Genomic DNA, 14,583 nt, shown 5'->3' with positions numbered 1-14,583 from the left:
TGAATATTGTTGTTGATATTGTTTTCTTAATTTTATTGATAGGTGTAAGTATGTTTTTTCTATTTTTCGTAGAATTACATTATTTTATTAAGAAATTAATTGAGTTGGCGTAATTACTTAATGCTAGGATTATCATTGTGTTACGCCAATTCAGGGTAAGCTATAAATGTAAATGAATTTTTCTTCAGAAACACTTTATTACAAATTATTACTTATTGAAACATAAATTTTTAATTCGTATGGAGGAAATAAGAGGCATCTCCTTTGCCTCTTGGTTAATTTTCTTATTGGTTAATTGTATTCAAAGTTCAGAACGGAAGTTGCTTTCAGTTCCCCTGTTACGATGCTTTGGGGAGCATAAACGTGGTAGTAAGCATTAAGGTCAATGGCAAAGTTTTTATCGATGACATTACCGGAGTTTTTGCTAAATAACAGTGTCGCACCGTGGGATGAGGATTGCGAAGCACTGAAAACTATAGGTGTTGAATTACCTGACTGAGAGACACGGATACCAACGCCTTTAGCGGCGCCAGCTTTGTTATCAATTAAAGTTCGATTGTCATTTGGCAGCAAATTATTACTGCTCAGGTAAGCTTTAACTGAACGTGAAGTTTTACCGTTTTGGAGATATTTGCATTCAAAGTTGAGGGTAAAAGGTGTTTCTCCTCTATCTGTTCCGTTAAGCAATCTAATGCGGTCAACTTTTGGTAGATTCACGGTTAATCCATCATTTAAGAAGTGACAAGTTGTATCTCTGTGATTAAAAATCATTGTGACCGGTTGGTAATAGATATCTTCAGAATGCGTCGGCCACTCCCAAGTAAGAATAAAGGTCAGGAAATCGGTAGCGAAACGGAGAATGGCATCAAGGAGTCCTAAATTGGTGGTATCCATCGCAATGACAGCGGTTTTTAATGTTGCAGAATTGCCGGAAAAGACATGAATATTACTACCACCGGGTCTGCCGCTGAGTAGCTTCACATTTAGCGTAAATTGGGCTTGCAATTTGCTGGCAGGGTATGTGTCGTTACTGTTTCCCAGATTAATAGTGTTGCCGGGAGAAAGATTCGTAATAGTCACTTCGGCATAATCTTTGCCGCCATTGAATCCTAAGACGACTTTGTTTTTGGTAAACGGCGAGCCATTAGCAACAGAATTTTGTTTCCATAATGAATTTCTTGTGCATGTAAAGTAGCCGGAATATTGGGTGTTGAGTATCCAAGTTGCATTACTGTTCAGGGTGAGATTATCTGTCATATCAACCGTGATTGCCGGTGCCGTTATCGCGTATTTGGGTTGGCAATCTGCATAAGCTAGGCTGCTGCTCAGACTAATTATAGCCGCCAGATACAATAATGGTTTAAGGTAAAATGGCTTAAGACACAATAGTTTAAGTTTCATTATCTTCTCCCTTAACGGCAAATATTGGCGGTTGAGCCCATTTCAGGCTGTGGATCGTTTATTATGCAGTTCTTTTCACCTAGCTGATCGATGCGGACATAAACTTGCGATGGTAATTTTTCTACTCGTAGGAAAACCATACTGCCCTGACCAACGTATCCCAAGCTGTTACCTTCTGAATCGACAATTTCAGTACCGAAAGGTAAAGGTTTACCATCAGCTTGAGCAGCGTAGAAAATAAAGGTCTTCCGCTGGTCTGTTTTAAATCCGAGATGGGTAATCGCACCGGAATATGGCGCAACATCTCTGATGTTACCGATAAGTTCAGCGGCATCTTCCGGCACTTCGCTGGTATCTAGCATGATGGCGTTTTTACGGTAAGGAGAAAGATAAGGTATCAACAACTTACCGCTGTTGTTTGTCACCATGCTTTTATCGCCATTCACAGAAGCGTTTGCTGTACCCGGCGCGTCAATGATGGCGAAAGTTTCCCCAATCTGATTAGCAGCCAAAATTCCTCCTTGATAAGCAACTAAACTACCGGTTGCGCCAAGCCCGATTTGTCGGTACTCCTTGGATTGGCTATAAGAGCTACTCAGTGTGGAAACGGATGTCTTATAGGTTAAATTTGCACTGGTTGTTGTCGAGCCGCTTTTCTGATCTGAAATGTTGAAGTGGTAATTCAAACGGTTATTTGGACCTGCGCTGCCGCTTAATCCCAAGTCACTGCTGTTATAGTGGCTTTCATTGATTGAGACGTTGCTGGTTAGATAGGCGGGGTAGTCAAACAACTCGAAAGGAACAGACAGCATCAGATAATAGCGTTGCTCCTCTTTACTCTCTGTTTCATTAATACTGTACCGAACACGGCTTGCTGTCAGGGAATAATTGATTTTACCCAGACTGTTGGAATATCCCATTTGATACTCTCTACTTTTATTCTGGGTTCCCCAGTAATCACGGAATGTTCCCGAAAGAAAAAGCGAACCTGCACGACTACCAAGATTCTGGTTCAAATTGATATTGAAAGTGTTTTTTTGATGAGAATAGTATTGTTGGTTATATCCGTTGCTTATCCAGTCATGCAGATCAATTGCATCGATTAGGGTAAGATAATTTTTAGTTGAATAACGATAAGCCGCCAGAGAGAAATTTGTTTTTGTTTGTGAAACATAGCGGCTATAAGCTAATTTGTAGCTTTGGCCTTTCATGGTGGGGCTATTATCAAATTTGGCGCTGGACTGTGAAACGTCAATTGAGATAGCGCCAATGGGTAGATTAAAACCACTGCCTAACAGTAGCGAATAATAATCTTTACTGATAGTGGCGCCTGTATAGCCGGTCAGGACATTATTGAAACCATATTGATAGCTAGCTTGAAAAAAGTTTGGTTTATAACGACTGTTGGCAATATGTGTTTTGCCTGCACTGATATCATATTTGCCAAGACCTTCTTTCATCATATTAGGGACGGATGAGAAGGGGACGATAAAGCTGTTAGTACGTCCGTCTGCTTCCGTCACTTCAACTAGCAAATCGCCGCCTGAACCCGTTGGTAAAATAGTATCAATGGCAAATGGCCCCGGAGGGACATTACCTTGATAAATAACAACATTATTTTGGATAATTTTTACCAGGGCGTTGGTCTGCGCAACTCCCCTGACGATAGGGGAAAACCCTTGCCAGGCATCGGGGTACATACGCATATCTGTTTTCAGATTGATACCTCGAAAGCGGAAAGAGTCGAATAAATCGCTTGATGTATAACTATCGCCAATACGAATTTCTGAATTAATTGATGAAATTCCCCGTTGCAGATAACGGGTGTTGTTACTCCATTTATTACCATTTGAACGTGTGTAATGATAAGAAGATTGATCGCGTAATTGCCAGCCAAATAGATTCAAACCGCTATTAAGTGACACGTAAGCATTATCTTCATTTTCACGGTCGCGATTCTGTTTATTTCTATTTTGAGTACGGTAATAGTTGGCATTATAGGACAGCATAGCGCCGGGAATGCCTCTGTCCCAGAATGCAGGATCGATATAGCCTTTTAGTTCGTTTTTGATATACGCTTGTGGGACAACCAGATGCAGACTAAGTTTAGGAACATCGAGATTAGCGGTTCCTTCATGTATTATTTTAGTAAGAAGAATTTCACCTTTGGATAAGTTTGATTTTGATAATTGGTTTTTATCAATTTTTATACCTAACCTGGGAAGATCTTCATTGAGCAGGTAGATATCTCTGCCATCGTTCTGGATATTAATATCAAATCTTCCTTTCCAGTCATTATTCAGATATATGTCAATATCGTAACGGCCGGCGGGTAGTTCTGAAGTGGAATAAAATCGGGATAAGTCCGCTTTTGCAGATTCGCCGACCAGAAAATCGGTATTAAATGTTGCGGCATAGCATAAACAATCTGTATACAGCATTATGCCTATTATCAGAATTAACGGACTAACTTTTTCTTTTATCATGTTCTATGCTATGCCAATAATTTCACTATTGAAGTGGTAAAGTTAATTTATTTATAGCACCAAAATCATCAACAATAGCCAGAGTTAATTTGTCCCCAGCTTTTACTTTTTCATTGGTACTGAATGAATGAGAAGAGAACGGTTTTATAATTGTTCCTTCATTTAGTAAGTTAGGTTGAGTGTCAGCAGATTTAAGGCCGACGACATTCATAAAATAGGGGGATGAATTCTCCAATTTTAGTTGGTTACCCTCACGTTTTAATGCAATATTTTGTTGGATCTGTTTCGGTGAAATAGACAGCTTGTCAGGCCGGTAGAAAAATTTTATCCGGGTACGAATAGCAATCTGCATAATGTTTTTGTCGCCAATATTTTCTGCAACGGGCGGAATATCCAGAACATTTAAATAAAATAGCGATTCACGATCAGCAGGCAGGTTGCTGTTGATGTACTTAATTCTTAATTGTTGCCCGTTATTGCCCTCAATTTTGACAACTGGGGGGGTGAGTAAAAAGGGGACTTTAGCTGTTTCAGGCGTTGAATTAGGATCGCCATCATCTATCCAGGATTGTACCAGAGAGGGTTGGTCTCCTACATTTAATAATTGAACCGATACCTCTTTATTATTGGCTGGATAAATAACACGTGTTGTATTAATAACGATGTTGGCATGAGCAGATAAAGTCGTTATCCCTAATAATATAGTTAAAAATAATTTCTTCATAACGTTATTTTTGCCAAATTAAATAAGCCTATTTAGATAAATAGGCTTTGTTTATTGTAGTAAGTAATTATAGATAAGTAACGTGATAAGTAACCATCGTTACTACTTTACCTGGATCTGCGTCAGCAGTGCCTACTTTGTAGTATTTGGCGTAGAAATCAACAAGTTCAGTTGTCGGCGTAGAGCCTTTGATTCCTGTATCAAATGCTTTATTCAGCATAATCGGCGTGTTTTCGTCGGCGTGTTTAACAATCGCGATACCGACGTTTTTCGGTTTACCGTTTGCATTAACTTCTTGGTTTATAAGATATTTTGCATCATTGGATATGGTGTGTGATGATGAAAACTGGATTTTCAACATAGAGGTTGCCGGGTCAAAACCGGCGGCATTGGACTGGCAGTTAGAAAATTCCAGTGAAAATGATTTCTTACCATGATCAATTAAGCCTTCCTTTTGACCGGCTTGAGTGACTGAGATCGGTTCCAATATAATCGACATATTAGCTGAAGAACCACCGTTAATAGTACAAGTGGCATCAGTAACAGCGCCAGAGAAATGTAAGGTGCCGCCGGCAGAATTATCGACTGCAACAGCAGAGCTTGTGGCAAAAATAAGTGCGGCGGTGGTTGATAACGCTAGTTTATTCATTTTTCCTCTCCAGGAGTAGGGACATCTTAATTGGCTTTATCAGGGGGTAAAGATAGGGGCCCTGAATCCCCCGATACATCATAAAAATTAAAAAACAATGTTGGTTTTTATCTTAAAAATTGATTTGATATTGTAAATTTAAAATAAAAATCAATATATTATACAATTGAAAGTATTTTAGTAACTTGAGTTTTGGTTGAATAAATCTAATTATTACCAATATAAGTTATTATTTTTTCACTTAGATAAAGGTGTTATTGTTTATACATAGTTATAACTTGGAAACATATATTATAGACGATTAAACCTATTTAAGAAGGGATTTTTGTTATTTAAGTTAAATTAAGAGTGAATGTCTGTCTTTTCGATAAAAATAAGTGAAATACACAGTTTATGAGTATAGTTTGGAATTGTATTCTGATTTTTGTGTCTTTTTGAGATTTTATTTCTTTTTTGGTCTGTTTGGTTGATTAATGTTTTTGTGACTTTTTGATTTATTTTTTATATGTTGTGTAATATTAATTATTTTATATCAGTTGTTTATTGGTTTTTTATCTTTGTAAATATTTTAATACAATTTTTTTATCCGGTGAAATAATGCCTTGATAATGTAATTTTATCTTTATGATTTGATTTAAGTACAGTCGGTATAGTTTAGTTTTATTATAGGTAATGTTGAGTTTATATTATAAAGTAACATTGTAGTAATAATAAATAATAATTGATGATATTTCAAGTCGATTATTATTTGAGAAATAGTAATCTAAAATGCCCTATATATTTTAACTCATAATGTTATATTCATTCTTTCATTGAAAATATATGAATCAATAATTCTCCTGTTGTTCTTTCGCTTTTTCTGCTAATTGCGGAAAATCAAGTGCAATCCAGTAGCTTTCTGGTACAGGAAGATCTCTCATTTGTCGGCCCGGCCACAATTGTAATTCGGCCAATTCAGATAACTTGTAGCCAATATATTGTTGTGGCAGGGTAAGCCTGAGTGGGAATTGCTGTTCTGTAGGCGCCATATTGGGTGTGCGATCGCTGTGAATATGAAAATCACGTTGAAGGATTAAGCGCTTATCAGGTATACGGCGTTTGCTGTCCCACCAGATACCATCAACCTGTTCAAACATTTTCCGCGTTTCATCAGGAGATAAGGCTTCCAGTTCACGTAGTGCAGGAGGCAGAATGGCTTGCATTGACAGGCGGTATTGTTTCATTGACGGCACTTGCCCTGCCAGTATTAAAGAGAGGGAAAGACGAGCGCCTAATAGATTAGAGTAGAGATCTTCAGGAGAGAACGCAGATACTTTTTCAGAAAAGCCGGGTACAGATTGATAACCATACCATTGGGCGATTTCATGCCATGCAGCAAGTTCAAAAGCCAATTTTACGGCTAGATAAGCACTTAGGGTATAACGTTGTTCTATCGTTGCTGGTGGAGTGAATTGATAGAATTGGATGCGGCGTAATGCTAATTCGCTGCTGAGTTCTATTTGCCACTCTTCTCCAAGACGGGGCCAGATTTGGCTGAATAGGAAAACTGCATTATCAGCGGTATCCCGTACATGGGAAATATCAATAAATCCACCCCTGCGGGTATATATCATCCCTACTTTTTCATTACTGATCCCTGTTAATGAAGCAACGGTGCCAAAAAAACTGTTGTTATAATTATGTGCCCCAAGATTATCGGCATCTAGCACATTACTTATATGGTAAAAAGGGACTGGAATGGTCAGTAATTCAGTTTTTAAATTATAGCCAAAAGCACAGCAAGCCCTTAATCCTTCGGGAGAGGGAATCGGAGCAAGAACAGGCCATGCGCGGGTTGCTTCGGCGGTTGTTTCACTATTTAAGTCAGGTTGTACCGGTGCGATTGAAGTAAAAGTTCCTTGGCATCCTGCGACTAACGTTAAAGCAGCAATCCATAAACGCAATTTCAAAACGCCTCTCCTACCTGAAAATAAAATCCATTGCTTTTTTTACCAATACCAAAGTCCAGTCTGACATTCATTTTGGGTTTGAATTCAAAACGATAGCCTGCGCCAACTGTGGGTAACCAGTTTTCAGAGCCAATATCTTCTGCGTAATGACTTAGGGTGCCAGCTCCCGCCCACAAGACAAATCCGTGCCGCCAGTTCAATTTGCGCCGATATTCCAATTGGGTGCTGATAACATTTTTGTCCCGGTATCTACCTTCATAATATCCGCGCATCCGGTTGCTATTACCTAGCATTGACAGCATATTCCAAGGCACTTGTCCGTCAGTGAAACGACCATAACTCTCAAATGCCAGTACGGACTTTTCATCTAATTGATAATAGGTGCTGTATTGCATATCAACGGTGTTAAACCGGCGGTCGCTACCTAATGCCGGAGAAAAATGGGTATAGGTAATATCAAGAACATGCCCCTGATGAGCATTAGGCAGAAAATCCCGGGTGTCGTAGCTGAAATAGGCACTGACGCCCGAACTCAATATGGATTGTCCATCGTTTTCCGCTGCGAAAAGTTTTTTAGCGCCGTTATCAGGGTCTTTGGCGTGTAATGATGAAAAATCCCAGCCGACGCCTAAATAGGTAGCGTTAGCGACTCGATAGAGCATTCTGGGTTGCAGGTGCAGTTCCTGTGAGCGATATTTTTCTTTGTGATCATTTATCTTACCTGCTTGATATCCTGTTCCCCAGTAATAAGTGGGAACGTTGTTCAAGGTACCGGAAAGAAAAAAACGCCATTGATCATTAGCAAAGAAATTGTAGTTATCAAATGTGAAGCCAAAGGCACCCGTTGAAGAGGCAAATCCATTCAGGGAAAGCGAAGAGATTTGGCTGGTACGATCATTATCATCTGGCCGATAGAGGCCAACGACGGCAACACCGAGACCGGCACCTAGCTCTGGCGTATAAAAAGGGCCGGGTAAAACGCCCCAGTCAATCGCTTTACTGCTGTCATAGGTATTACTGCCGCCTAATTTTTCTAACCAGCCATCGATTTTTTCCCTGCTGAGTCGTGCTTCGCCATATGAGAAATTAGAAATAAAAAGGCTGACTAAAGCCAGCCCATGTAAGGTACAGCGGATGTTCATTAGAAACGGAACTCACCTGAAATATAGAAGCTGTTACGTTTGTTAAAGCCAACTTCGGTCAACATATTGAAGTTGCGTGTGACTTCTAGCCTTGCACCAACGGTATTATTCCAGCGAGATGCAACATGCTGTTTTACTTTGAATTTCATATCAGGATCGTTTAATGCCTTTACCAGTCCAGAAAATTCAGGTGGTAAATCTAGGTTACTGATATTACCTTTAAATTCTTGAGTAATTTTCTGATACATACCGCCGGTCCATACCTGCAATTTGGTGTTTCCTTGCCCGGGGATAATTGGCTGGAATATAAATTCATAACCCACTCGTGGAGTGACGACCAAGGCGCTGATTTTACCGTCCAGAATATCTAGATTAGTGTAGGTATAGTTAGTATCAAGCGTACCGAAAAACTGCTCGTATCCCCCTGCCAGAGTAAAACCGCCACCATAGGTTTTACCTTTAAAATCCAGTTCGAAAGGAATATCTTTCATGCTAGGAAAAACCATACCGCCTAAATTAATACCTTCAATGTTGGTTTTTGATGTGCCTTTTGTCCAGCCATAAACACCATAAACATTCAGAAAAGGTAGAACCCAAGTATCCAGTTTAAGCATATGAGATTCATTCTTTTCTCGGGTTTTACCTGCTTGGATGTCCAGAGCGTCTCCAGTTTCTGGATTTTTCGGCATAATGATTTTAATATCATCTACAACGATATTCTGTCGCATATTCATATAACCGTAACTGGCGCCAAAAGGTTCCGGTAGGTCATAACCTTTAGCTCTGGCTTCGTCACCCCAAATTGGGAGTATCCGTGATTCTTGCTTATTTGGTTTTCTGGATAAACTACCATCAGCAGTCGTTTGGTTCCCTCCTGACTGGCTGACAGAGAGAGAAAGAATTGGGCGGTCATCAGCGTAGCTATAAGGGATTGCCAAGCATGATGAAAGGACAGCTAACTTGCTAATATCAGAAAATTTTATGTCAAAAAATTTCATAATAGGAAGCTCGGTTTTGCGAGTAGGGAAATTAAAGTTTTCATTTAAGGCTATTGATTTCTCACCGTAATATTTAAAGCGCAACAAACTCGGCAAATTAGCACAACTCTTATAGATAAGAAATATCATAAGATGCTGAAAAGTATAATTTTACTGTATGTTTAATGAACGATTTTGTTTTTCTCAGGCAAAGATAGAAGCATCATGGTTATTACGCCGCCGATTAATCCCCAGAATGCAGCGCCTACTCCAAGTAACGTCACGCCGGAAGCGGTGATCAAAAATGTGATTACTGCGGCGTCTCGTTGCTTTTCATTCTGTAATGCCTGTAGCAAGCTGCCAGAAATGGTTCCAAGCAATGCTAATCCGGCGATAACATGAATAAGCGCAGTCGGTAGAGCGCTGAATAACATACTGATTGAGCCGCCGAACAGGCCCGCTATCAGGTAAAACACGCCCGCTACGGCAGCGGCCATATAACGGCGATTCGGGTCAGAGTGGATTTCCTGGCTCATACAAATTGCGGCTGTAATAGCGGCAATACAGACGGAAAAACCACCAAAAGGTGACAAAATGAGTGAAATGAGCGCAGTCCAGCTTATCAGTGATGAAACAGAAACCGGATACCCTGCGGCTTTCAGCGTTGCGATGCCGGGCGCATTTTGAGATGCCATCGTGACGATAAAAAATGGGATGCCGATACTCAATAGCGAAGAGAGTGTGAAACTGGGTGCAATAAATTCAGGGGTGGCAAACGCGATTGTAGATTGTTGTTCAAAGTGAATATCTCCCTGTAAAGCGGCGATAATCAGCCCTGATAATAGTGTTAAGATGATGGCATAGCGGGATAAATATCTGCGTGTCAGAAGATAAGTCAAACACATGCCGGCAGTCAGTACGAAGTTGACTGAAAATGAGGAAAAGGCATCCAAACCAAAGCGTAATAGAATACCGGCCAGCATGGCTGCGGAAAGTGCTTGTGGAATATAGTTCATCAATCGGGCAAACAGGCCGGTGACGCCACACAGCAAGATCAGCGCTGAAGCAAAGATAAAGATACCAATGGCTTCGTTGATTGATGTTCCTGGCAGCGTTGTCGCTAGTAGCGCGGCACCCGGTGTTGACCATGCGGTCAGGATGGGGGTTCGGTAATAAAGCGATAATCCCAGCGAGCTGATACCCATCCCAAATCCTAGCATACTTAGCCAGCCGCCGATTTGTAGGGGGGTAGCGCCGGCAGCTTCAGCGGCTTGAAAGATAATGGCCGCGGAACTGGTATATCCAACCAGAACAGCGACAAATCCGGCGGTGATGGCCGGAAAAGAGAGGTCACTCAGGGAAATTGCATGGCGCATCTTGGTCTCCGTTTAAATTATTTTGGTTAAAAGCATCTGAATTTGGCTATAATTTAGTTAACTATCAGCATAAAACAAATTTATCTGTAGTGAACTTCCTCGTACAAACTTTGATGGCGACAATATGACAGTAGAACCTGCCAGAATTTCAAGTAATTTACTATTATTGCAAAGGTAAGGATTACAAAGGTAAGGATCACAAAGACAAGGATCGTAAAAACAAGTCAGTCATGATGAATTTCATTCGAAAAATTTGAAGCTAAAAATAACTATATTCTATAATTAATTCTTATAATTATATGGAGCCTGCTAAATGGAAAACTATGTTCGCCCTGTTTTAACGTTACCGGATAATGCGGAACGATTATTATTGCACTCTTGTTGTGCGCCTTGTTCTGGTGAAGTGATGGAAGCGCTACATGCCTCTGGAATTGATTACACCGTTTTTTTCTATAATCCGAATATTCATCCAAAACGGGAATATTTAATTCGCAAAGAAGAGAACATTCGCTTTGCGGAGCAACACAATGTGCCATTTGTGGATGCGGATTATGACAGCGATAACTGGTTTGAACGCGCTAAAGGTATGGAATGGGAGCCAGAAAGAGGGGTTCGTTGCACCATGTGCTTTGATATGCGTTTTGAGCGTACTGCTTTATATGCTTATGAAAATAATTTCAGCGTTATTTCAAGCTCGTTGGGCATTTCCCGTTGGAAAAACATGCAGCAGATAAATGATTGTGGAAAACGAGCGGCAAGTCAGTATCCGGGAATTCAATACTGGGATTACAACTGGCGTAAGCAAGGTGGTTCAGCCCGGATGATTGAAATTAGTAAACGGGAAAGATTTTATCAGCAGGAATATTGTGGTTGTATCTATTCATTGCGTGATACGAATAAACACCGTAAATCTCAGGCGCGGGATATTATCAGGATTGGTGTTAAATATTATGGTGATGAAGATACCGAAGGCACTTGTTAAGCTTTTCACTTTAATACGTTGAGGGGGGGATTTCCCCCCTGAATTTACAGTTTATGACGCTGTCAAACTTGTGTCATAACTATTGCTGCGTGTAGTGGCTTCATGCTGGAAAACTCAGTGAGTCTTCTTGGCTTCTTTGCTTGCTGCCTTTTGGTGTGAGTGTTGTTTAGGTGTGGTTTTACCCGATTTCTTCTCTGCTTTGGTATTTGCTGTATGGGAAGGGGAAGCAGTCACTTTGGTATCCGAAGATTGGGTTACCGGTGTGCTAGGTGCAGCCAATACTGCGCCAGAGAATAATAGTGATAATACAGTTATAGATAAGCCTAAACGTGTCATGATAATTTTCCTGTGTTTTAACTTTGTTTCACTTGCTGGAATACATTTTGAGCGACTAAGTAAGCTACGTGCTATTCCAGATCTGTCTTAACGCCCAGTGAGTATACGGGCTTGATCATTAATTAGGCAAATTTAAGATAATACCTTTTTATAGGTTTTTATAATTCGTTGAAGAATCGTTGAAGTTTTTGGGCATAATTTGCCTGATAACAGAGAGCGTTTATTTAAAGCAATGGGTTTTCTATTAACATGTATACGCCGGGTTTTGCGTGTTGCTGGTGGTTCACTGTTCATTCATAAGCAGGTTTGCACAAGCTGTAATTAATTATTATTGCGAATCTGCTTGTACACTATTTATAGCTTATAGGAACTCATGATGTTCTTAATGAAAATGAAATAAACGTAATTTATTTATATTTTTGGTGAAGTAATTTATTTGTTTAATTTCAATAATATTAAATAAAATAATCTTCCTAAGACTCGGGGTATATATTTAATATAGATTGGAAACTATATTTAGTAATAATCTGAATTAAATTTCAGAAGGAAATAATTATCTCTAAAGCGTTACGTCTGTAGTAATTAATTAACATAAATATAATCTGATGGAATTATCATATAATAATATTTTTTTATTTAGATAGATTAGAGAGAAATATTATTACAACTAATTTCTAGGTCTTTTGTGGACAACGGAGAAAACTACACTATTATGAAATTGGTGCATTGAAATAATTAATGCTAATATAACCGATTAGTAACTACATCACAGTCTATAATAATAGACTGAACATATTAACGCTCTATTAGGGAAAAACTTATACCGTTCATGATGAAAAGGCAATGAGGTGTCATGATAACTCATTGACTGTAATCGGAAAAGTAATGTTAACCAAGTGGAGATAGATATATGTCTAAATACAAATTAAACCGACGTTTATTAGCGAGTTGTGTATTGTGTTTTTTCATATCAGGAAATGTTATTGCCGCCAATCCTAAAATATCTGCATATTATCTGAGTGGGCCTGCTGCGCAGGTTGATACTAAAGAATATTATGCCAGCCTTGATAACTTTAAAAAATTAAGTAGAGATATTTCTAAGAATAAGAGTAACTTTAATACGTTGGTGTTGTCTTTTGTCCAGCCTGGTTTTATTAACTATGAAAAAAACAGTCTGAAATGTTCAGGATTGTTTGGTTATATCTGTACTTCTGGTCAAAGTATTAGCACGAAAGAAGCTGAAAATGCCAGGGCTGATTTTGTGGCATTAAAAGGTGTTATCGCTGATTTAAAATCTCATGGAGTGAGTACTTATATTGCTGTAGGTGGATGGAACTTTAGTTGTTATCCGAAAATTTATGATATAACCGCGGGCAAAAAAGATGCCTGTGGTAATGAACCCGGTGCGGTTTATGATATCTTTCCTAATCCCCTGACCAAAATTCCTCGATTTGACAGTACTATTACGGGTAAAGCAGCAGATAAGGCATATAGAAATATTGTCAATTTGGCGGCTGACTTGGGGGTAGTGGGAATTGATGTTGATTATGAAGAATTCTGGCATGCTGATATTAATGCAAAAAGCTGGAAATTAACCCCTGACTCAATCAAGGTTCCTCCTAATAACAGTGAAACCCTTATTACATCAACTTTAATAGCAAAGGGACTAGGCAGTTATGTTTATGATGCGTCAATGAATATTGTTCCTGGCGCAGAAAAAATTCCCCGTGCAATGCCGGCAACCGTGGATAAATTCGCTGCTATTTTAAAGTCTTTTTATACTTCAATTAATGCAGTTAAACCATCACTTAAGCTAAGTACCGCAGGTCCTGCGACGGGAGGTATCCCGAATATGTCCGCTAACTGGGGAACTAATGCGAGGAATAGTGATATTTATGGTGGTGCTTGGTGGGGAGGAAATCTCTATGGTTTGATTTACAATACCGCGCTGAGTTACCCCAATCTGATCAACCGACTCAGTTATATTGGTGTAATGACCTATGATTTAAGTGAAAAAGATTGTGGATTTATTGGGGGAGGTGAAACATATATTCCTTGTGACCTTCCCGGACAAGTTAAGTATTATTATGGTCAATATATTAACTGGCTTAAATCAGGCAATGAAGTTGTTACCTTCCATATCAAACTGAAAGGAGCGCGTAATTACGCTCAGGCATCAATTCAACCGCAAAAATTATTGGTTTTGCCGCCTATTACGGTTGGATTTGAAGTTGGTAAACCCGCAACCGGTAATTTACCGCTCACGAAGAGCGCTCTCAACAGCATATTAGATGGTACGATCAAATATGGTAAAACGGGTCTCATTATGTGGGATCTATTTAAGAATGAACGTTATGACGGTAGCAACTGGAAAGATGAGTGGGCGACACCTAATGATCTTTTATCTACGGCTTGCAAAAAAATAGGGCTGACAGGAGAGCATTATAATTGCGATAGCTCTGTCCCGACACCTGATCCTGTCCCGGCTTTTACCAAGAAAGAACATTGACGTTAATATTTAACGGAAATGCTGAATCTTCATAATTGATTAGATACTGCCC

At 39.5% G+C, this 14,583-nt stretch carries 11 protein-coding genes; 2 read left to right on the top strand and 9 right to left on the bottom strand.

Annotated features, from left to right (window positions below):
- Positions 1-291 precede the first annotated feature (291 nt).
- The 8 genes from TI10_RS16905 to TI10_RS16870 form a co-directional block, all read right to left on the bottom strand.
- Positions 292-1,401 carry a fimbrial protein gene (locus tag TI10_RS16905; protein WP_244161636.1) on the bottom strand — a complete coding sequence of 370 codons (1,110 nt, stop codon included), beginning with the start codon at positions 1,399-1,401 and terminating at the stop codon, positions 292-294.
- Positions 1,402-1,412: 11 nt separating this feature from the next.
- On the bottom strand, positions 1,413-3,842 hold the full coding sequence (locus tag TI10_RS16900) for a fimbria/pilus outer membrane usher protein (RefSeq protein ID WP_244161635.1): 2,430 nt from the start codon (positions 3,840-3,842) through the stop codon (positions 1,413-1,415).
- Between the two features lie 70 nt (positions 3,843-3,912).
- Positions 3,913-4,611, bottom strand: a complete 699-nt coding sequence (locus TI10_RS16895) for a fimbrial biogenesis chaperone (protein WP_049584556.1) — start codon at positions 4,609-4,611, stop codon at positions 3,913-3,915.
- A gap of 67 nt (positions 4,612-4,678) precedes the next feature.
- Positions 4,679-5,260 carry a fimbrial protein gene (locus TI10_RS16890; RefSeq protein ID WP_049584555.1) on the bottom strand — a complete coding sequence of 194 codons (582 nt, stop codon included), beginning with the start codon at positions 5,258-5,260 and terminating at the stop codon, positions 4,679-4,681.
- A gap of 827 nt (positions 5,261-6,087) precedes the next feature.
- Positions 6,088-7,209: a DUF4056 domain-containing protein gene (locus TI10_RS16885; protein ID WP_049584554.1), complete on the bottom strand. Its 1,122-nt coding sequence runs from the start codon at positions 7,207-7,209 to the stop codon at positions 6,088-6,090.
- Entirely contained in the window at positions 7,206-8,351 is a 1,146-nt protein-coding gene (locus TI10_RS16880) for a BamA/TamA family outer membrane protein (RefSeq protein WP_049584553.1), read from the bottom strand. The genes TI10_RS16885 and TI10_RS16880 overlap by 4 nt, the downstream gene beginning before the upstream one ends.
- Positions 8,351-9,334 carry a hypothetical protein gene (locus tag TI10_RS16875; protein WP_080985093.1) on the bottom strand — a complete coding sequence of 328 codons (984 nt, stop codon included), beginning with the start codon at positions 9,332-9,334 and terminating at the stop codon, positions 8,351-8,353. Before TI10_RS16875 ends, TI10_RS16880 begins: the two co-directional genes overlap by 1 nt.
- A gap of 176 nt (positions 9,335-9,510) precedes the next feature.
- Positions 9,511-10,704: a benzoate/H(+) symporter BenE family transporter gene (locus TI10_RS16870; protein ID WP_049584552.1), complete on the bottom strand. Its 1,194-nt coding sequence runs from the start codon at positions 10,702-10,704 to the stop codon at positions 9,511-9,513.
- 313 nt (positions 10,705-11,017) lie between these two features.
- Between TI10_RS16870 and TI10_RS16865 the strand changes: the two genes are divergently transcribed.
- Complete coding sequence (locus tag TI10_RS16865) at positions 11,018-11,686, top strand: epoxyqueuosine reductase QueH (protein ID WP_049584551.1); 669 nt, start codon at positions 11,018-11,020, stop codon at positions 11,684-11,686.
- Between the two features lie 114 nt (positions 11,687-11,800).
- Here the strand turns inward: TI10_RS16865 and TI10_RS16860 are convergent, their stop codons facing one another.
- Positions 11,801-12,022, bottom strand: coding sequence for a hypothetical protein (locus TI10_RS16860; RefSeq protein WP_049584550.1), 222 nt, complete (start codon positions 12,020-12,022; stop codon positions 11,801-11,803).
- Positions 12,023-12,932: 910 nt separating this feature from the next.
- Here TI10_RS16860 and TI10_RS16855 point away from each other — a divergent pair.
- On the top strand, positions 12,933-14,531 hold the full coding sequence (locus TI10_RS16855) for a hypothetical protein (RefSeq protein ID WP_049584549.1): 1,599 nt from the start codon (positions 12,933-12,935) through the stop codon (positions 14,529-14,531).
- Positions 14,532-14,583 lie beyond the last annotated feature (52 nt).

The organism is Photorhabdus luminescens subsp. luminescens (assembly GCF_001083805.1).
GTDB classification, from domain to species: Bacteria; Pseudomonadota; Gammaproteobacteria; order Enterobacterales; family Enterobacteriaceae; genus Photorhabdus; species Photorhabdus luminescens.
Note: the sequence above shows the minus strand (reverse complement) of the source record. Positions and strands in the feature narration are given on the sequence as shown.

Bases quoted from the DNA above. Each gene is read 5' to 3' on its own strand.
- TI10_RS16905 (WP_244161636.1), bottom strand. From the start codon at position 1,401: ATGAAACTTAAACTATTGTGTCTTAAGCCATTTTACCTTAAACCATTA.
- TI10_RS16900 (WP_244161635.1), bottom strand. From the start codon at position 3,842: ATGCTGTATACAGATTGTTTATGCTATGCCGCAACATTTAATACCGAT.
- TI10_RS16895 (WP_049584556.1), bottom strand. From the start codon at position 4,611: ATGAAGAAATTATTTTTAACTATATTATTAGGGATAACGACTTTATCT.
- TI10_RS16890 (WP_049584555.1), bottom strand. From the start codon at position 5,260: ATGAATAAACTAGCGTTATCAACCACCGCCGCACTTATTTTTGCCACA.
- TI10_RS16880 (WP_049584553.1), bottom strand. From the start codon at position 8,351: ATGAACATCCGCTGTACCTTACATGGGCTGGCTTTAGTCAGCCTTTTT.
- TI10_RS16870 (WP_049584552.1), bottom strand. From the start codon at position 10,704: ATGCGCCATGCAATTTCCCTGAGTGACCTCTCTTTTCCGGCCATCACC.
- TI10_RS16865 (WP_049584551.1), top strand. From the start codon at position 11,018: ATGGAAAACTATGTTCGCCCTGTTTTAACGTTACCGGATAATGCGGAA.
- TI10_RS16860 (WP_049584550.1), bottom strand. From the start codon at position 12,022: ATGACACGTTTAGGCTTATCTATAACTGTATTATCACTATTATTCTCT.
- TI10_RS16855 (WP_049584549.1), top strand. From the start codon at position 12,933: ATGTCTAAATACAAATTAAACCGACGTTTATTAGCGAGTTGTGTATTG.